The sequence below is a fragment of the Burkholderia sp. IMCC1007 genome (assembly GCF_027257875.1).
Classification (GTDB): Bacteria; Pseudomonadota; Gammaproteobacteria; order Burkholderiales; family Burkholderiaceae; genus Burkholderia.
This window is the reverse complement of sequence record NZ_JAPVQY010000007.1, coordinates 54,571-74,141: the sequence shown is the minus strand read 5'-3', so window position 1 is coordinate 74,141 and position 19,571 is coordinate 54,571. Positions and strand designations below refer to the sequence as shown.

The 19,571-nt window shown below is 67.6% G+C and carries 13 protein-coding genes and 1 pseudogene; 8 read left to right on the top strand and 6 right to left on the bottom strand.

Features of this window, described 5'->3' with window-relative positions:
- Window positions 1-46 precede the first annotated feature (46 nt).
- Window positions 47-4,204: a chemotaxis protein CheB gene (locus O1Q03_RS09255; protein ID WP_269502947.1), complete on the bottom strand. Its 4,158-nt coding sequence runs from the start codon at window positions 4,202-4,204 to the stop codon at window positions 47-49.
- A 26-nt stretch (window positions 4,205-4,230) separates the two neighbouring features.
- Between O1Q03_RS09255 and O1Q03_RS09250 the strand changes: the two genes are divergently transcribed.
- On the top strand, window positions 4,231-4,929 hold the full coding sequence (locus O1Q03_RS09250; protein ID WP_269502946.1) for a chemotaxis protein CheB: 699 nt from the start codon (window positions 4,231-4,233) through the stop codon (window positions 4,927-4,929).
- A gap of 19 nt (window positions 4,930-4,948) precedes the next feature.
- On the opposite strand, the gene O1Q03_RS09245 is transcribed toward O1Q03_RS09250, so the two are convergent.
- Window positions 4,949-5,875 carry a LysR substrate-binding domain-containing protein gene (locus O1Q03_RS09245; RefSeq protein ID WP_269502944.1) on the bottom strand — a complete coding sequence of 309 codons (927 nt, stop codon included), beginning with the start codon at window positions 5,873-5,875 and terminating at the stop codon, window positions 4,949-4,951.
- A gap of 146 nt (window positions 5,876-6,021) precedes the next feature.
- Between O1Q03_RS09245 and O1Q03_RS09240 the strand changes: the two genes are divergently transcribed.
- Window positions 6,022-6,447: a PACE efflux transporter gene (locus tag O1Q03_RS09240; RefSeq protein WP_269502943.1), complete on the top strand. Its 426-nt coding sequence runs from the start codon at window positions 6,022-6,024 to the stop codon at window positions 6,445-6,447.
- A 287-nt stretch (window positions 6,448-6,734) separates the two neighbouring features.
- Here O1Q03_RS09240 and O1Q03_RS09235 read toward each other — a convergent pair whose 3' ends face one another.
- The 4 genes and pseudogenes from O1Q03_RS09235 to O1Q03_RS09220 form a co-directional block, all read right to left on the bottom strand.
- Complete coding sequence (locus tag O1Q03_RS09235; RefSeq protein WP_269502942.1) at window positions 6,735-7,682, bottom strand: choline ABC transporter substrate-binding protein; 948 nt, start codon at window positions 7,680-7,682, stop codon at window positions 6,735-6,737.
- Window positions 7,683-7,791: 109 nt separating this feature from the next.
- Window positions 7,792-8,790 (bottom strand): GlxA family transcriptional regulator, encoded by a 999-nt coding sequence (locus tag O1Q03_RS09230; RefSeq protein ID WP_124826844.1) that lies wholly within the window; start codon window positions 8,788-8,790, stop codon window positions 7,792-7,794.
- 118 nt (window positions 8,791-8,908) lie between these two features.
- On the bottom strand, window positions 8,909-9,805 hold the full coding sequence (gene choW / locus O1Q03_RS09225; protein ID WP_269502941.1) for a choline ABC transporter permease subunit: 897 nt from the start codon (window positions 9,803-9,805) through the stop codon (window positions 8,909-8,911).
- Window positions 9,798-11,089 (bottom strand): annotated as a pseudogene (locus O1Q03_RS09220) (quaternary amine ABC transporter ATP-binding protein); the annotation flags it as partial. The gene choW and the pseudogene O1Q03_RS09220, both read right to left, overlap by 8 nt.
- 477 nt (window positions 11,090-11,566) lie before the next feature.
- Here O1Q03_RS09220 and O1Q03_RS09215 point away from each other — a divergent pair.
- The 6 genes from O1Q03_RS09215 to O1Q03_RS09190 all read left to right on the top strand — a co-directional run bounded on the left by O1Q03_RS09215 (window position 11,567) and on the right by O1Q03_RS09190 (window position 19,544).
- On the top strand, window positions 11,567-15,010 hold the full coding sequence (locus O1Q03_RS09215) for a DUF2339 domain-containing protein (protein ID WP_269502940.1): 3,444 nt from the start codon (window positions 11,567-11,569) through the stop codon (window positions 15,008-15,010).
- A complete protein-coding gene (locus O1Q03_RS09210; RefSeq protein WP_269502939.1) occupies window positions 15,007-16,374 on the top strand; it encodes a DUF3999 domain-containing protein in 1,368 nt (455 codons plus the stop codon). The genes O1Q03_RS09215 and O1Q03_RS09210 overlap by 4 nt, the downstream gene beginning before the upstream one ends.
- Window positions 16,375-16,826: 452 nt before the next feature.
- Complete coding sequence (locus tag O1Q03_RS09205) at window positions 16,827-17,132, top strand: NIPSNAP family protein (protein WP_269502938.1); 306 nt, start codon at window positions 16,827-16,829, stop codon at window positions 17,130-17,132.
- A gap of 315 nt (window positions 17,133-17,447) precedes the next feature.
- Window positions 17,448-18,098: an NADPH-dependent FMN reductase gene (locus O1Q03_RS09200; protein WP_269502937.1), complete on the top strand. Its 651-nt coding sequence runs from the start codon at window positions 17,448-17,450 to the stop codon at window positions 18,096-18,098.
- 226 nt (window positions 18,099-18,324) lie between these two features.
- The gene (locus O1Q03_RS09195; protein WP_096502005.1) at window positions 18,325-18,543 is read left to right on the top strand and encodes a transcriptional regulator; all 219 of its coding nucleotides are present in this window, start codon (window positions 18,325-18,327) and stop codon (window positions 18,541-18,543) included.
- Between the two features lie 98 nt (window positions 18,544-18,641).
- A complete protein-coding gene (locus O1Q03_RS09190; protein ID WP_269502936.1) occupies window positions 18,642-19,544 on the top strand; it encodes a ferritin-like domain-containing protein in 903 nt (300 codons plus the stop codon).
- Window positions 19,545-19,571 lie beyond the last annotated feature (27 nt).

The following is a 19,571-nucleotide window of genomic DNA, read 5'->3' as shown; positions in this document are numbered from 1 at the left end:
GCGCGATTCAGCGCGACGATGCGCGACCTCACGGCCGAACCGGCCGTCACGCAACCGACCGGCCGCCCGAGCGATGCGACATCACGCGCGCGATCTCGTCCTTCAGCGCACGCACCGCAACGGGCTTCGTCAGATGCCCGTCGTATCCCGCCGCGCGCGCCTCGGTCTTGTCGTGCGCGCGGCCGAAGCCGGTCAGCGCGATCGCCGGCACGTCCGCCATCGACGGGAAGGTCCGCAGCACCTTGATCAGCTGATAGCCGTCCATGCCGGGCATCGCGATGTCGGACAGCACGAGATCGAAATGGCCGTTCCTGGCCGCGTCGATCGCTGCCTTCGCGCTGCCTTCGCTCGTGACGATCGCGCCTTCGAACTGCAGGACCTTGCAGAACGCGCTCAGCATGTCCTCGGAATCGTCGACGACCAGCACGCGCATGCCTTCGAGCACGATGTCCGTCGGCCGCGGCCCGTTGCCGTCGCCCAACGCGCTCGACGGCGCGATCGGCAGCCGGAACTGGAGCAGGCTGCCGCGCCCGACCCCGTCGGAATGCGCTTCGATCCGCCCGCCGTGCATCTCGGCGAGCTGCTTGACGAGCGACAAACCGATCCCGAGGCCGGCGGTCGAGCGACTGCGCGCGACGCTCGCCTGGCTGAACATGTCGAAGATCTTCGGCAGGAAATCCGGCGCGATGCCGCTTCCGGTGTCGGCCACGTCGATGCGCACGTACTCGGTTTCGCGCGCGAGGGTCAACTTCACCGCGCCGCCGGCCGGCGTGAATTTCAGTGCGTTGCTGAGCAGGTTCCACACGATCTGCTCGACGCGCACCGGGTCCGCTTCCACGACGACGGGCGCCGATGCGCCCTCCAGCGTGACCGTGATGTCGCGACTCGACGCCTCCGGCCGGCATGCGACGACGAGCCCCTGCAGCAACGCGGCGAGGTCGGTCGGAACGTGGTCCAGCGTCAGCTTGCCGGTGCGTGCGCGCGACATGTCCAGCAGGTCGTCGATGATCTTCGCCCGGCTCATCACGGAACGCTGGATCGCGCTGACGGCATCCTTGACGAGATCGAGGTCGCGGGTTTCCGGCGCCAGCGACAGCAGCTCGGCCTTCACGTGGATCAGGTTGAGCGGATTCTTCAGCTCGTGCGACAGCACCGCAAAGAACTCGTCCTTGGCCCGGTTGGCTTCCTCGGTCTTCTCGCGCATCGAGCGTTCGCTGAGCAGCTGGTCGAACTGGCGCTTCTCGATGCTCTTGCGCTCGGTGAGATCCCGCGCGATTTTCGCGTAGCCCTTGAACGTGTCGTCGTTGATGAACGTCACTTCGCCACCGCAATAAATCTTCGCGCCGTCCTTGCGCCGGTACCACCGTTCGTCGTCGGAGCGCCCGAGCCGCTGCGCCTCGTCGCGCTCGATCGCGCTGTACCCGACGTCTTCCGGCAAATAGATCATGTCGATCGGCTGGCCGATCACCTCGCTCTCGGCATAGCCGAACACGCGCTCCGCCCCCTTGTTCCACGTGACGATCGTGCCGTCCATGTTCTGGACGATGATCGCGAAATCGCTCGTGCTCTCGGCCGCGAGCTGCAGCCGCGCCTCGTTCGCGCGCAGCTTCGCTTCCGCACGGCGCCGCTCCGTGACGTCGGTCAGCGTCAGCACCGCGCCGTCGATCCGGTCGTCCGACGTGCGGTAAGGCAGCAGCCGCGCCAGATACCAGTTGCCGTCGGCACTGCCCACCTCGCGCTCGATCAGCCGCAGCGATTCGAACGCGGCGACGGCATCCGCCGCCAGCTCCGGATAGTTCAGGCGATGCGTGATGTCCAGCAGCGAACGGCCGACATCGGTCGAAATCAGGTTGAACAGGCCGACCGCGGCCGGCGTGAAGCGCTTCACGCGCATCGCGCGATCCATGAAGATCGTCGCGATGCCGGTCGATGCGATCAGGTTCTGCAGGTCGTCGTTCGCCTTCGCGGTTTCCTCGACCTTCGCCTGCAACTCGCCGTTGACGGTGATGAGCTCCTCGTTCACCGATTGCAGCTCTTCCTTGCTGGTCTCGAGTTCCTCGGTGGCGGATCGCAGTTCTTCGTTGATCGCCTGCAGCTCTTCGTTCGACGCCTTCAGCTCTTCCGTCGACACGTCCGCCTGCTCGATCGTCGACTGCAGTTGCTGCTTCGTCCGATGGAGCTCGTTTTCGAGCTGCGTCAGCACCGCGTTGTTGCAGTTCGCGTCATCGGTCCGCCGCACTTCCGCGCGAACGTCGGTTTCCTCTTCGAACACCACCAGCATGAACACGCTGCCGAGCTGATCGTCGCGGAACGGCCGCACCGACATGTTCACGCGCGACACCATGTCGCCCATCGGCAACTCGACCTGCTGCGCAGTGACCGGGCGGCCGCCCTGCAGCGCCTGGAACAACGCGGTGCGCAGTTGCAACCGGAGCTCGGGGCGCACCAGCGTGACGAGATTGTGCGACGGTTCGCCGCCGACGTAGCGCAGATACCGCCCCGCCAGCTCGGCCATGTGCACGATGTCGTAGTTGTGGTCGACGACGAGGCTCGGCGCGCCGTATCGTTCGAGCGCGCGCTGGTGCAGGCTCGCATACGCGAACTGCGGCCGCTGGACCGTCACGTCGTCGTGCGCGACGGCGCCGAACGGCGTGCCGTACTGCATGGCCGGCAACGCCGGCGGCGGCGGACGAAGCGTCGCGGTGCCCTGTTTCGCGCGATAGACGCGGTGCTTCGCGTCGATCGGCATGAAGAGGTCGTCCGCGACTTCGGCGGATTCCGAGTTGCCGAGGAACAGGTAACCGCCGGATTGCAGCGCGAAATGGAACGTCTGCAACACGTGGCGCTGCGCATCGCGATCGAGATAGATGAGCAGGTTGCGGCATGAAATGAAATCGAGCCGCGAGAACGGCGGGTCACGCAGCACGTTGTGCGTCGCGAACAGCACCTTCTCGCGCAACGGCTTGATCACGTGATAGCGGCCGTGGTCCTTCGTGAAGAACTGGCGCAGGCGCGTGGCCGACACATCCGCGAGGATCGATTCCGGATACGCGCCGACGCGCGCGACGCCGATCGCACGCTCGTCGATGTCGCTGCCGAACAGTTGAATCGACGGCAGGTTCGGATGATGATCCACATATTCGAGCAGGATCATGCCGAGCGAATAGACTTCCTCGCCGGTCGAGCAGCCTGCCACCCAGCCGCGGATCTGATCGTCGCTCGTCTTGTTCTCGAAGATCCGCCCGACGATTTCCGATTCGAACGCGTCGAACGCGCTGCGATCGCGAAAGAAGTTGGTCACGCCGATCAGCATGTCCTTCAGCAACGCGTTGGTTTCGTCGAGATGCGCTTGCAGGAAACGCTGGTATTCCACCAGCGTGGTCAGCCCGTTCACCTGCAGGCGCCGCTCGATGCGCCGCAGGACCGTGGCCCGCTTGTAATGGCGAAAATCGTTGCCGGTTCGCGTGCGCAGCATCGACAGGATGTCGCGCAACGCCTTCTCCGTATCGACCGACATGCCCGTGCCGTTCGGGTCGTCCGCCGACTCGTTGCCGTTCCCTTTCGGCATCTGGATCGCGCGCGCGTTCCGTTCGAGCCCGATCAACTTCTGCGGCATCTCGGCGACTGGCAGCACGAAGTCGACCTGGCCGGTCGCAATCGCGCTTTGCGGCATTTCCTGATACTGGGCTTCTTCCGGCGATTGCGCGATCGTGATGCCGGCGTGCTCCTTGATGTGTCCGATGCCCACCGAACCGTCGCTGCCGGTGCCCGACAGCACGATGCTGACGGCACGCTCGCGATGCGCTTCGGCAAGGCTGCGGAAGAACAGGTCGATCGCGACGGGCCGGACCTGCGGGCGCTCCTGGCGGCTGACATGCAGATTGCCGCCGTCGATCGAAAGCTCGTTCGACGGCGAGATGATGTAGACGTGGTCGGGCTCGATACGCGTGGATTCGGTCACCTGCACGACCGGCATCTTCGTTGCGCGCTGCAGCACCTGATCGGCATTGCTCTCGTGCTTCGGCGACAGATGCAGGATGACGACGAATGCCATCCCGGTATCCGCCGGCGCGTTGCTGAAGAAGTTCAGGAGGGCCTGTATGCCGCCGGCGGAGGCGCCGATGCCCACGATCGGGAAGCGGCCGTGGTCGTCGGCGACGTGCGGCGCGGTGGCCGGCTCGTCAGCCCTGGGTCTCTCGCTCATTTCGAAAATATCTCCGGTACCGGATATTGTATATCCGCTCCGTCCGCATCTCCGCCCCTCTGCACGATTCGCGCCTTCGCACGAGCGGCGGCACAAGTTGTGCGCCGATCACGTCACACGCCACCTCGGCGTCGGGAGGCCAGATGCAAAGTCGAAACATCGTCGTCGTTGCCGGATCGGCCGGCGGCTTGGCCGTGCTTCAGCAGGTCTTGCCCGCGCTTCCGGCGGGCCTGGACGCGGCAATCCTGATCGTTCTGCACACCGGCCCCAATCGGAACACGCTTCCGGCCACGCTCTCACACGGTTGCCGCCTGCCCGTCCGCCACCCGTACTGCAACGAGCCGATCCGGCGCTCGGTCGTCTATCTGGCCCCGCCCGACCGGCACCTGGTGCTCGCGCACGGGCGCGCGCAACTCACGTCGGCACCCAAGGAAAACTTTACACGGCCCGCTGCCGATCCGCTGTTTCGCTCGGCGGCGCTCGGATATGGGTCGGGAGTCGTCGCCGTCGTCCTGACCGGCTACCTGAGAGACGGTGCGGCGGGCGCGGCCGCGATCCAGTCGCATGGCGGCTTCGTGATCGTGCAGGATCCGTCCGACTGCGTCGCGCCGTCAATGCCGCTGAACGCGCTGCGCGCCGTGCACGCGGACATCGTTTCGCCGGCCCGCACGCTCGGCGCGCACATCATCGCCGCGGTCAACGGGACAGAACAGCCGGCGGACTGACCGACGGGCCGCAACGCGTTCATCGCCCGTCGGCCGCGATCCGCGCGACGGCCGCGCGCGTGTGCGCGATTTCCGCTTCGAGCCAGTCGAGAAATCGCTTCACTTGCGGGTCGCGTTCGCGCCCCGGCCGGCACAGCGCGACGAACCGCGCGCCGGCAAGCCGCACCGACGGATCGATCGCCGTGAGCGCGCCGCGCTCGACATGTTCGGCGACCAGCACGGAGCTGAGCAGCCCGATACCCTGCCCGTGCAGCACGGCCTGCAGCGCGTAATGCTCGTCGTCGAAGTGGCGGAACAGCGCGCGCTCGAGCCACGCTTCGCGCCCGGCCGCGCGACACCACGACGGCCAGTCGATCGACACGGGCAACGGCGTAGCCCACGCGGTCTCGATCAGATCGATCCGCTCGTCCGTGCGCGCGATGTCGAAGTCGTGCGCCGCGTACGCGCCGAAATACTCGTCGATCAGTGCGATCTCGTGCAGCGCCGCGAACGTGCGCGACGTCGCGCGAATCGCGAGATCGATCTTCGCATCGCGTTCGAGATCGACGAGCGCATTGCCGGTTTCGACCTTGATGTGCAGTTGCGGATCGACGCGACGGAACCGGCCGAGGCGCGGGATCAGCCACATCGCGGCAAACGCGGGCGTGGTCGTCAGCACCAGCGTGCGCTCGCCGGTCTCCGCGGGCCGCAGCGCGTCGAGCCCGCGGCTCAATCCGAGCAACGCGTCGTGGCACGCGCGAAACAGGCGCTCGCCCTCTTCCGTGAGCCGCACGCCGCTCGCGCCGCGCGCGAACAGCAGCACGCCGAGCCGGCTTTCGAGCGACTTGATCTGATGCGACACGGCGGCCGGCGTCACGGACAGTTCGTCGGCGGCCGCCTTGAACGTGCCGAGCCGCGCCGACGACTCGAATACGCGCAATGCGGTCAGGGGGATTCTGGAGAACACGGAGCCTCGCGGGCCGCGGCCGGCCGGTTGAATTCGATTCAATCCGCGTGAGATTAGGTGAATTGATGCGGGTGCGCAACGCGGGTAGCGTGGCGGGACGTCGCGGTACGGTGCCGCGGCCGCAACCTTCGACCCGGAGCCACGACGTGCAAGGCCTATCGCGCAGGATCACGCAGGCGGTGCTCTACGAAGCGATCGCCATTTCCTGCATCTCGCCCGTGATCGCAATGCTGTTCAAGCACGACCTCGTCTACTCGGGCGCGCTGTCGGTGACGATGTCGGCGATCGCGATGCTGTGGAACATCATCTTCAACGCGCTGTTCGAGCGCTGGGAAGCGTTGCGCCGGCAACCCGCGCGCACGCTAGGGCGGCGGATCCTGCATGCGACCGGTTTCGAAGGCGGGCTGATCTTCATTCTCGTGCCGGTCGTGTCGTGGTGGCTCGACATCTCGTGGCTCGACGCGTTCGTCGTCGACGTCGGGCTGTTCGCGTTCTTCTTCTGCTACGCGTTCGTGTTCCAGTGGGCGTTCGATCGCGTGTTCGACGTGCCGGCGGCGACCAAGGGGTCGTGATCCGCACTTCGCTTCGGTCCGAGCTTCGGCAGGAATGATCGGGAGACCTTCGGCTGCGCGCCGGGCGCCGAGCGGAAAAGGCGGGCGCTGAGCGAAGCCGATTCGCACGGCCGCTGATCGCCGCTACCGCGCGCGCCGCGGCACAGCGCGCCGATCGGAATTCGGCATGCAAAATGCGCGAGGGCCGGGGCAGGAAATCATCCCGCCCCGGCCCTCGCGATCCGCATCGGCACTTCGATGCGTTACGGCCGGCGACGCAAGCCGTCACGCAGCCGCAACCCGGCCGCTCAATGCACGCCGAGATACGCCTTCACGGCCGGCAGGCCCGGCTTGCCGTCCAGCGTCGTCACGCCGGCCAGCCACTTGTCGAGCGATTGCGGGTTCGCCTTCAGCCACGCGGCGGCCGCCTTGTTCGGGTCTTCCTTGTTCATGATCGGCACCATCACGTGGTTCTCGATCGACGTCGTGAACTGCAGGTTCGACACGAACTTCGCGACGTTCGGGCAGCGCTGCGCGTAGTCGGGCGGCGTGGCCGTCAGCACCTTCGCTTCGCCGTAGTTCGGGCCGAACACGTCGTCGCCGCCGGTCAGGTAGTCGATCTTCATCTGCACGTTCATCGGATGCGGTTCCCACCCAAGGAACACGATCCACTGCTTGTCGCGGATCGCGCGGTTCACCTCGACCAGCATCCCGGCCTCGCTCGACTCGACCAGCTTGAACTTGCCGAGACCGAACTGGTTGGTGTCGATCATCTTCTTGATCAGCATGTTGCCGTCGTTGCCCGGCTCGATCCCGTAGACCTTGCCGTTCAGCTTGTCCGCGTACTTCTGGATGTCGGCGAACGACTTCAGGCCGCCCTGGTAAACATAGTCGGGCACGGCCAGCGTGTATTTCGCGCCGGTCAGGTTGGGCGTCGCGAGCACCTTGATCGTGCCGGCCTTCGTGAACGGCTGGATGATCGGGTCCATCGTCGGCGACCAGTAGCCGAGGAACACGTCGATCTGCTTGCTCTTGATGCCCGCGAACGTGATCGGCACCGATGCGATCGTCTTGGTCGGCGCGTAGCCGAGGCCCTGCAGCATCGTCGCCGCGAGGCCCGTGGTGGCCGCGATATCGGTCCAGCCGACATCCGCGAAGCGCACGTTCTTGCACACGGGCGGGTCGGCCGCATAAACGGCCGACGTCGGCGCGGCTATCCCCATCCCGCACACCGCTGCGATCAATAGGCGCTTCATTTGTCTTCTCCTCAAGGTGACGTCGTTGGCTTGGATGCGGGATCGTTTATAGAAGCCGCGCGCCGCGATCCCGGCGGCGTCGCGGACCGAACAGGTTCGCGCGGCAGTCTCAGCGCCCGGGCAGCCGGCGCTCGTAGCTCGGCGCGTGGCCGAACTGCGCGCGGTATGCCTTGCTGAAGTGACACGGCGAATGGAATCCGCAGGTCGTCGTCACGCGCGCGATCGACGCGTCGGTCGTGCGCAGCAGGTCGCGCGCGCGCTTCAGGCGCAGCGTCAGGTAATAGTGGGTCGGCGACACGTTCAGGTACACCTTGAACATCCGCTGCAGGTGCCGCTGCGACAGGCGCACGAGCCGCGCGAGTTCCTCGAGCGACAGCGGCTCCTCGATGTTCGCTTCCATCAGCCGCACGACCTCGATCAGCTCGGCGCGCGAGAAGCCCACCCGCGCATCGACCGGAATCGGCTGCGTGTCGGTCGAGCTGCGGATGCGTTCGAGAATGAACTGCTCGGACACCTGCGCGGCGAGCTGCTGGCCGAAGCGCATCCCGACGAGGTTCAGCATCAGGTCGAGCGGCGCGGTGCCGCCGGTGCAGGTCAGCCGGTCACGGTCGACCACGAACAGCTCGTCGGCGAAGCCGACGTTCGGAAACTCCGCGTGCAGCGACGACAGGTTCTCCCAGTGCACGGTGCAGCGGTAGCCGTCGAGCAGCCCGCCCGACATCAGCGCATACGCGCCCGTGCAGATGCCGCCGAGCGGCAGCCCGCGTTCGGCGAGCGCCGCGAGCGTGTCTCGCGCGCCGTCGTCGACCACGTCGCGGATGCGAATGCCGCCGCACACGATCATCACGTCGGGCAGGCTCGTGTAGTCGAGCGCCTGGGTCGGCCGCACCGCGATGCCGTTGCTGGCATGCACGGGCGCCCCGTCGAGCGAGTAGATCGACCACCGGTAATGATCGGCGCGTCCGACGTAGTTCGCCATCCGAAGCACTTCGACGGCGCTCGAGAACGCGATCATCGAGAAATTCGGCAGCGTCAGGAAGCCGAAATGGGCGAGGGACGAAACCGGTGAAACGCAGGCGGCGGGCGCAACGGCAGCGGCGGACGTCACATCGGGCTCCTGGCGAACGGGTTGAGCAGGTTGCAGGCAACCAGCCCCGCGGCGGATGCCGCGGAAGCCGGTATCGAATCGGGGAAGGCGGCCGGAAGACTGGCCGGCCGCCGGCAGGTCACGCTTGCACGGGCGTTGCCTTGCTGCGGAGCAGTTGCTTCAGGCCCGAGAACAGCGGTGCTTTCGCGGTGCCCGGCGCACGGCCGAAGCTTTCGGTAATGCGGTCGAGGATGATCGCGAGCAACACGACCGACAGACCGCTTTCGAAACCGAGGCCGATGTCGAGACGCTGGATGCTGGCGAGCACGTCGTTGCCGAGGCCGCCCGCACCAACCATCGACGCGATGATCACCATCGACAGCGCCATCATGATCGTCTGGTTCACGCCCTGCATGATCGACGGCAGCGCGTTCGGGAACTGCACCTTGTACAGCAGTTGCCACGGCGTGCAGCCGAATGCCTGGCCGGCTTCGACGATCTCGCGGTTCACGTGACGGATACCGAGGCTCGTCAGGCGCACGGCCGGCGGCATCGCGAAGATCACGGTCGACAGGATCCCCGGCACGCGGCCGAGACCGAACAGCATCGCGGCCGGAATCAGGTAGACGAAGGCCGGCATCGTCTGCATCAGGTCGAGGATCGGACGCACGATCGCGGCGACCCACTTGCTCTTCGCGGCCCAGATGCCGAGCGGAACGCCGAGCACGAGGCTGATGATCGTCGACGACAGCGTGAGGCCGAGCGTGATGACCGTCTGATCCCAGAAGCCCGTCGCGAAGATCAGCAGCAGCGACAGCGTGGTGAACAACGCGAAGCGCCAGCCTACCCGCCACAGACCGACGCCGATGAAGAGCGCCATCATCAGCCACATCGGGATCGCCTGCAGGCCGTGTTCGACGAAGGCGGCAAGCCCCTCGATCGCGCGGCCGATCGCATCGAACGTCGCCGCGTCATGGTCGAGCAGGTAGTGAACGGACTGGTCGACCCAGCTACCGAGCGGAATCATTTCAGACATGGGAACCTCGCGAACGCGTGATGGCCTTCAGGATGAGTGCTCGGTCGACCGAGCCGCAGTAGCAACCGTCGTCGTCGACGACGGGCAGCGCATTCGGGCTCGCGACCACGCGCGCGACGACGTGCTCGAGCGACGCATCGCGGCGGATGCTTTCGATCGGGCGCACGGACGGCGTGTCCTGCCCGATCGCCTCGCGCGTGACGAAGCCGCGGATCTTGCGTGCGGCGTCGAGCACGAACGCGTAGTCGGCACTGCCGTTCAGCGTGGCCGCGACGTTCGCGGCATCGCACTTCGACACGATCGGCACCGCGCCCGTCTGCATCAGGTCGCCGGCCGTCAGGTAGCGGCTGGTGTCGATGCCGTCGAAGAACGCGCGCACGTAATCGTCTGCCGGATTCGCGATGATGTCCTGCGGCGTGCCGACCTGCACGAGCTTGCCGCCTTCCATGATCGCGATGCGGTTGCCGATGCGCAGCGCCTCTTCGAGGTCGTGCGACACGAACATGATCGTGCGGCGCTGTTCCTTCTGCAGTTGCAGCAGCACGTCCTGCATTTCCCGGCGCTTGAGCGGATCGAGTGCGGAGAACGCCTCGTCCATGATCATCAGCGACGGGTTCACGGCCAGCGCGCGGGCGAGGCCGACGCGCTGCTGCATCCCGCCCGACAGCTCGGACGGCAGCTTGTTCGCGAACGGGGCGAGACCGACCTGCTCGAGCACTTCCATGGCACGGCGCTCGCGTTCCTTCCTGCCGACGCCTGCGACCTCGAGGCCGAACGCGGCATTGGACACCACGGTGCGATGCGGCATCAGCGCGAACGACTGGAACACCATGCTCATGTCCTTGCGGCGCAGCGCGGTCAGCGCCGAGCGGCGTGCCGACGCGACGTCGAGCCCGTCGATCAGCACCTTGCCGGCGCTGGGATCGACCAGCCGGTTCACGAGGCGGATCAACGTGGACTTGCCGGAGCCCGACAGGCCCATCAGCACGAATATTTCGCCTTCCTGCACGTCGAACGATACGTTGTGCACACCGACGACCTGACCGGTACGCTTGAGCACTTCGTCCTTCGTCGAGCCGGCGGCGAGCATGTCGAGCGCCTGCTGCGGGTTGCTTCCAAACACCTTGCACAGACCTTCGACCACGACCTTGGGGGCATCCATCGAAACCTTCTCCTCGTGTAGCGGGGACTCACGCGAGTCATAGCGTGCCTACATAGTTGCCAGAAAAAACCCCGACCTGCCGACGAATTACGACAAACGCTTGCGCAAATACGACACGGCCGATAGCCCCGCCAGGCGGGCCGCCGCGCGGGGCACCACCCGATTGCGGCGACGCAATACCCGCAGGCCCAGCAACGACGGGCGTCACGCGCGGGTGTTGTGCGCAGCAGCGCGACGTGCGGCCGATGATGTTTTGCGTCAAAGCGCGTTTGCCGCGCGTCGCTTTGCGACAATTTCACGTCCGATCGGACCGCATCGCGGTCGAACGCGGACAAAAAGCATGACCGTACGTAAAACCGCGCGCCGCAACGGGCGAACAGCCACGTTTGGCGGCCGGTCCGCAACCCAGAAAATCCCGCATGGCCGCTGTGATACATTGCCGGCAACCACACTGATCGCGACGTCGCGACGCGTTGCGTGCGCCGTCACTGCGCCGGGGTGCGCGCATGCCGGTTCGCCTGCCGGCCATGCCGAAACAGCCTTGATCGGGCCGTATCACGATCGACGCACGATAACGAAATGAGAGAGGGAGCAAGGCGATGAATTGGGCTTTTGCCGCAATCGGCTTCATCGTGGGCGGTATCGCCGCATTGTTCGGGGATTTTTCGGCCGCCAGCGGCGCGCTGCTCGGTGCGGCGGTCGGGTTCTGTGTCGGCCACGCGCTGCTGCAACGCAAGCGCAGGGACAGCGACACCGCGCGCGACGCCTTCGCCATCGCGGCAACGACGACGCCACCGCAGCCGCCCGCGACCCTCGCCGATCGCGTCGCGCGTCTCGAAGCGACGGTCGACACGCTCACGCGCGAGCTCGACGTGCTGCGCGGTCAGTTCGCCGGTGCGAAGGCCGGCGCGGCAGCGACCGGCAGCAGCGCCGCGCAAGCGCCGTCAGCGGCGTCTTCGGCCGCCGTCGTCACGCCACCCGCCGCGTCGATCCCGCCACGACCGTCGACGCAGCCTGCCGCCGCGAGCTCGAGTGCGAGTGCGAGTGCGAGTGCGAGTGCGCCATCTTCAACCTCCACCCCGGCTCCCGCGCCTGCGGTCGCCACGCCGCGCACGCACGACGCCGACGCTGCTGCCCGCGCACCGATCGATGCGCCCGCAACGACCGCGCGTGCTGCCGCGACTGCCCCACCCGCCCCATCCGCGCCGCTGACGCCGCACGAACCCGACATCGTCGAACGTGCGTTCCGCGCGGCGCGCGACTGGCTGCTCGGCGGCAACACGGTCGTGCGCGTCGGGATCATCGTGCTGTTCTTCGGCGTCGCGTTCCTGCTCAAGTACGCGGCCGACAACAACCTGCTGCCGATCGAATTCCGCCTCGCAGGCACCGCGCTCGCCGCGGCCGCGCTGCTCGCGATCGGCTGGCGCGTGCGCGCACGCCGCGCCGCGTACGGCCTCGTGCTGCAAGGCGGCGGCATCGGCATCCTGTATCTGACGATCTTCGCCGCGACCAAGCTCTACCCGCTGCTGCCCGTCGGCGCGGCGTTCCCGCTGATGGTCGCGGTGTGTGCGCTCAGCGCCTTCCTCGCGGTGAAACAGAACGCGTTGCCGCTCGCGTTCATGGGCAGCGCGGGCGGCTTTCTCGCGCCGGTGCTGCTGTCGACCGGCCACGGCAGCCACGTCGCGCTGTTCAGCTACTACGGGCTGCTGAACACCGGCATCTTCGCGATCGCGTGGTTCAAGGCATGGCGCCCGCTGAACCTCCTCGGCTTCGTGTTCACGTTCACGATCGGCTCCGCGTGGGGCGTGACGGCCTACCGCCCGGCGCTGTTCGCGAGCACCGAGCCGTTCCTGATCCTGTTCTTCCTGATGTATGTCGGCATCGCGCTGCTCTATGCCGTCAAACGCGAACTCGCGCTGCGTCACTATGTGGACGGCACGCTCGTGTTCGGCACCCCGATCGTCGCGACCGCGCTGCAGGCGTCGCTCGTGAAGGACATGCCGTTCGGCCTCGCGTGGAGCGCCGTCGCGCTGTCGGCATTCTACGTTGCCGTCGCCGCATGGCTCGCGCGGCGCCGCGACCGCCTCGAGCTGCTGTTCGAAGCGATGCTCGCGCTCGCGGTGATCTTCGCGACGCTGGCGGTGCCGCTCGCGTTCTCGGGCCCGACGACGAGCGCCGCATGGGCGATCGAAGGCGCGGCCATCGTGTGGGTGGGCGTGCGAGAGAAGCGCCTCGCGCCGTTCGGCTTCGGGCTGCTGATGCAGGTCGCCGCGGCCGGCGCATTCTTCACGAGCATGCTCGCGCCGGTCGACGCAAACGCGTTGCCGGTGCTCAACAGCCCGTATATCGCGATGCTGCTGATCGCGCTCGCCGGGCTGTTCACGGGCTGGTGGCTGCACGGGCGCGACGAGGCGCGCGCGTGGCGCGCATGGATGCCGGAGGTCGGCGCGGCCGCCGCGGCGTGGGGGCTGCTGTGGTGGGTGAGCGGCGGGCTGCACGAGATCCTCGTCTATGCGAGCCGTCACGTCGACCTGCATGCGGACCGCTTCGTCGTCGACACCACCGCGCTGTTCGCGGCCGGCACCGCGTGGCTCGCGCACGTCGCGCGCCGCAAGCTCGCGTGGCCGATCGCCGAGTGGCCGGCGCTCGCGCTCACGCCGGTGCTGGCGCTGCTCGCGCTGCGCGCGTTCGACGCGCACGAAGCGCCGCTGTCGGGCATGGGCGCGTTCGCATGGCCGATCGCCGTCGTCGCATGCTATGCGCTGCTGTGGCGTCAGTCGCGCGATACGGCGGCCGCCGGCACGTCGGCCGTGACCTCGGCCGGCGCGACGGCCATTCCCGCCGGCGTGAGCGCGCCGCTGCATACGCTGATGTTCTGGACGCTGTGCGGGCTGTTCTCGCTCGAAGGCTTCTGGCGGCTGCGCGCGTTCGTCCCCGAAGGCGCGTGGAGCTGGAGCGCATGGGCATACGGCTTCGGCGCGCTGCTCCTGCTGGTGGCCGGCCCCGGCACGCGCGTGCGCTGGCCGATTGCCGCATTCCCGCGCGCCTATCAGGTCTGGGGCGCCGCACCGCTCGCCGCGCTGCTGTGGCTGTGGAGCATCGTCAGCGTGACGAGCGACGGCGACGCGTCGCCGCTGTTCTGGCTACCGCTGCTCAATCCGCTCGACGTCGCGCAACTGCTGATCTTCGTCGCGTGCCCGACGTGGCTGCGCCGCCTGAAAGCGCTCGGCGTCACGTGGCAGCCGCTCGCGATCGACCTTGCCGCGCTCGCGACCGTGTTCCTGTGGTTCAACGCGCTGCTGCTGCGCACACTGCATCAGCGCTTCCACTTCGGCTACGACATCGACACCGTGCTGTCGTCGTTCGGCATCCAGCAGGTGTTCATGGTCGGCTGGAGCCTGTTCGCGTTCGCCGGCATGTGGCTCGTGCGCCGCGACGGCATCGCGCGTGTGTGCGGGCTCGCGGCGCTGCCGCTGATCGTCGTGATGTGGGCCTGGACCTTCTACGCGAACTTCACGCAGGACGGCGGCAGCTGGGCGCGCATCCCGCTGCTCAATCCGCTCGATCTCGTGCTCGTGGTCGTCTATGCGCTCGCCGCGTCGTGGTTCGTGCGGACACGCAAGCTCGGCTGGTCGTTCGACGACTATCGCGTCGAGCTGCTCGGCGCGGCCGGCGCGACCGCATTCCTGTGGCTGAACGCGATCCTGTTGCGCACGCTGCATCACTGGACCGGCGTGCCGTACGCGTTCGATGCGATGGCGGAATCGACGCTCGTGCAGGCGTCGGTGTCCGTGTACTGGACGGTCTGCGCGCTCGCGACGATGATCTGGGCGACGCGTCGCGGGTTGCGTGCGCTGTGGTTCGTCGGCGCCGCGCTGCTCGCGCTCACGGTGATCAAGCTGTTCCTGTTCGACCTGTCGCACGTCGCCGGCATCGAGCGCATCGTGTCGTTCATCGGCATCGGCGTGCTGCTGCTGTTGATCGGTTACTTCTCGCCGCTGCCGCCGAAGGCCGCGGCGCAACGCAACGAGCCCCAACCATGAAACGACTCGCAGCCCTGCTCGGCCTGAGCCTGCTGACGTCGTTCGCGGCGGCCGACGGCACGTCGGGCGCCGAACGCGTCGCACATCGCTTCTCGCTCGATCTCGACGGCAGCGCCGCGTATTACCAGCTCACCGTGCCGCAGGCCGTCTATGCGGGCAGCCGGCGCGACGATCTCGGCGACGTGCGCATCTTCAACAGCGCGGGCGAGCCCGTGCCGTATTCGCTCGATGCGCCCGTCGCGGCCGCGGTGGCGCCGTCGCGAACGCCCGTGCAATGGTTCCCGCTGCCGCCGGCCCGCACCGACGACAGCCACGCGCCGCTCGGCGTGTCGGTCGCCCCGGACGGCTCGCTGCGCGCGGCCGCCACCGCGCCGGCCCGCGCGCGGCATGGGTCCGATCTCGTCGACCTGTCGCATGCGAACGGCGAAATCGACGCGCTGCTCGTGCGTGTGAACGACGACAGCTACCAGGGGCGCGTCGCCGTCGCTGCCAGCGACGACCTGCGCAGCTGGCGTGCGCTCGGCAGCACGCAACTGCTGAAGGTCGGGCGCGGCGGCGACATGCTGGTGCAGGAACGCATCGCGCTCGAAGGCGCGGGGCCGCGCTACCTGCGGCTCGACTGGCTCGACGGCGCGCCCGCGATCGGGTCGGTCGACGTCGAGACGCATCCGCGCGATGCACGCTCGGCGGACGCGGCGGCCGTGCCGCGCCAATGGCGCGACGCCACGCACGTGCGCGCCGGCAGCGCGCGCGGCGAATACCTGTTCGATACCGACGGCGCCTATCCGGTCGACCGCGTGCGGATCGACCTGCCGCAGCCGAATACCGTTGCGCGCGCAACGCTGCAGAGCCGCCCCGACGCACAGGCGCCGTGGCGCGACGTTGCCGGCGCCGTGCTGTTCCGCCTGCAGGGCAAGGGCGGCGAACAGCGCAATCCGCCGCTCGAATTCCCCGCCGACACGGACCGCGCATGGCGGATCGTCGTCGACATGCGCAACGGCGGCCTCGGCGGCGGCCAGCCGGCCGTCTCGGTCGGCTGGCATCCGGCCGCGCTGACCTTCGTCGCGCGCGGCACGCCGCCATTCACGCTCGGCGTCGGCAATGCGGCACTGCTGTCGTCGGCGGTGAGCCGCGATGCGCTGCTGGTCGGCATGGCGCCGGAAGTCCGGCCCGCACGCGTGAGCGCGGCGTTGGCGGCATCACCGGCATCGCCGGATCAGGCCGTCGCCGATACGGACGCAACCCGCCGTTACGTGCTGTGGAGCGCGCTGGTCGTCGCGGTCGGCGTGCTGGGGACGATCGCGTGGCGTCTCGCACGAAGTGGCGGCGACACCGATGGCGGCGCGCGCAATCGCGACGAGTGATAGCGCATCACAACGCGAGCATGGCGAAACGATCCCGCATGATGCACGCCTGGCGGGTCGCGACCCGACCATGCTGACGCGGGCGCCACGGCGACGACCGGCAACTCGCCGCGCGTGCCACGCCCATCGCTGCGGAACGCACGCCGCGGCGCAGCCGCCTGTCGGGTCCCGCCGCCGCGATGGCACGCGCCACGCGCGCACGCGCAATGACGATACGCTGCCCACCGAGCCGCGAAGCCGGCGACCTGCACCGCCCGCGCTGCGCGGCGAGCGGGGTCGGTGCGCATCACGGGCGGCGCGTCGGGTGAACGTTCGGCGATCGCGTTCCGGGAAATCGACATCGCAGTGCTCCGTGGTTCGAATGACCGAAGTCTAGGAGCGTGCCGACCGGCGTTGACACGCCACGCGACGCAATCCAGACTCGCTGTTCCTTCATCGCACCGCGAGCGCCCATGGTCACCTGCTTCCTTCGCTACGTCATCGATCCATACAAACTCGAGCAGTTCGAGACCTACGGCAAGATGTGGATCCCGCTCGTCGAGCAATTCGGTGGCACGCATCACGGCTACTACCTGCCGTCAGAAGGCGCGAGCAATATCGCGCTCGCGATGTTCTCGTTTCCGAGCCTCGCCGAATACGAGCGCTACCGCGAACGTTCGAAAGACGATCCGGCCTGCCAGGCGGCGTTCCGCTATGCGGAGGAAACGCGCTGCATCGTCAGCTACGAACGCAGCTTCTTCCGCCCGGTGTTCGGCTGACGCGTCGACGAAGTCGCACCACGCACCACGCACCGCACACCGGCGACAGACGAAAAAAAGCCCCGCCTGCATCCGCGCGGCGGGGCCAACCCATGTCAGTAGAGACATCATGGAGGAGACGAGTCCATCTTAGCGAGCATGGCACGCCGTCCCAACCAAGCATTTCTGCTATCCATCTGCGGCGCCGCGCGCACGCGCGACCTGCGCGCACGGCATATCGATAGAACGAAAAGTCGTTTTCAGAGTGGCGACAGGGTCGTTACCATCTGGTTTTAAGCCTGTGCTTAGCCGGGCAAGCCATCTTAGGAGCGCCCCTTGACTGCATTCGATCAACACCGCCGCCCGTTCGTCGTCGGCATCGGCGGCACCACCCGAGCCGCGTCGTCGACCGAGCGCGCACTGTCGTTCGCGCTGCGCGGCGCACAAGCCGCCGGCGCACGCACGCGCCTGTTCGACGGCCCGTTCCTGCATACGCTGCCGCACTACGCCCCCGAACACAAAACGCTCACCGACGCGCAGCGCGAGCTGATCGACACCGTGCGCGAAGCCGACGCGATCATCATCGCGACGCCCGGCTATCACGGCGGCGTGTCCGGCCTCGTGAAGAACGCCCTCGACACGCTCGAGGAACTGCGCGCCGACGACCGTCCGTATCTCGACGGCCGCGCCGTCGGCCTGATCGTCACCGCGTACGGCTGGCAGGCCGCCGGCACCGTGCTCACGTCGCTGCGCTCGATCGTCCACGCGCTGCGCGGCTGGCCGACGCCGTTCGGCGCCACCGTGAACACGCTCGAAACGCGCTTCGACAGCGCCGACAGCTGCTCGGACCCGAAGGTCGTCGCGCAGCTCGAGACGGTCGGCGCGCAAGCCGCCGAATTCGCGCTCGCGTTCGCGTCGCATCGCGCGGCCACGCATGCCGCGTCGGTCGACGCGCTCGCGCCCGTGCTGAAGATCGCCAACCACTGATCGCCGCCTTCCCGCCGCCCGCCCCGGCCGATCACGCTCGCCGGCGGCGGGCGGCGCGCGTCCCGAAGCCCGGCGCGAGCCGCGCGCACGCCTTCCGTTCCATCGAACCCCGCCGCCGCACCGATAACGATTCGGCCCGCCACGGAATTTGCATTGGCCGAAAGATTGGTTCACGCGGGCTGCCGGTTTTCGTACGCTGAAAGCCCGAACCCTCTGCGCGCATGCCATGAACCGCACGATCCGCTACAAGGGCTACGAAGTAGCCCCCGCCGCCGCCCGGCTGCCGAATGGGCTGTTCGCCGCGAACCTGACGATCGAGAAGGCCACCGGCGGCCCGTCGCCGCGCGCCGTCTCGTTCGACGCAATCGACTTCTTCTTCGAAGAGGAACACGCGCTCGCGTATGCGTCCCGGTGGGGCCGCCTCTGGGTCGACACGCAGGCCTGAACGTTCTGCGGCAGCACGGCAGCTCGACAGCACGCGAAAATACGCGTTTATGGAAGCTATGCAAGAATCTTTCATTCCGTAATCGCGTAACAACAGCCATGTCCGACACGCTGCACGAAGAGCATGCAGCGGCAGATCACGCCATGCGCAACTGGACCTTCGACAGCCAGGGTCCGGTCAGGATCGGTTCCGATGCGCACAGGCAGATGTTCTGCCGCATGCTGCTCGACACACACAACCCGTACAAACCGGCGGTCATCGACTGGCCCGCGCTCCAACCCGACGCGCTCAAACGACTGACGTCGCTGCCGATCTGGGACATCGCCGTGCAGACCGAAGGCCGCGCGTCAATCCGCGTCGCCACCTTCGCCGCGACCGTCGACGATCCGCTGCTGCGCCGGGCGCTCGAGATGGACGGCGGCGAGGAGGCACGCCACAAGGTCGTCCTGTCGAAGCTGGTGCAGGCATACGGCATCGAGCTCGCGCCCGAGCCGCCGTATCCGGCGCCGACGGATCCCGAATGGTCGTGGATGATGACCGGCTTCAGCGAGTGCATCGACAGCTTCTTCGCGTTCGGACTGTTCCGCTCCGCCCAACGCTCCGGTTATTTCCCGTCCGAACTCGTCGAAACCTTCGAACCCGTGATCCAGGAGGAAGGCCGGCACATCCTGTTCTTCGTGAACTGGTACGCGTGGTACTGGCGCAATTTGCCGTGGTGGCGCCGGCCCTGGTTCTTCGCGCGCGTGGCGGCCGTATGGGCGGCCCTGATCCGGGAGCGCATCGGCATCGCGCGCGGCATCGACACCGATGGCGTCGCGCGCGACGCGAACTTCCCCGCGACGGGCACCGCCGATATCGGCGAGTCGCTGAACCCGCGCGAGCTGATCCAGCTGTGCCTCAGCGAGAACGACCGGCGCATGGCCGGGTACGACAAGCGGCTGCTGCGCCCGATGTTCGTCCCGCGCATGGCGCGCCTCGCGCTGCGCTTTCTGCGGAAATAACGCTGCGGCGCGTCGATTTTCGGTTCC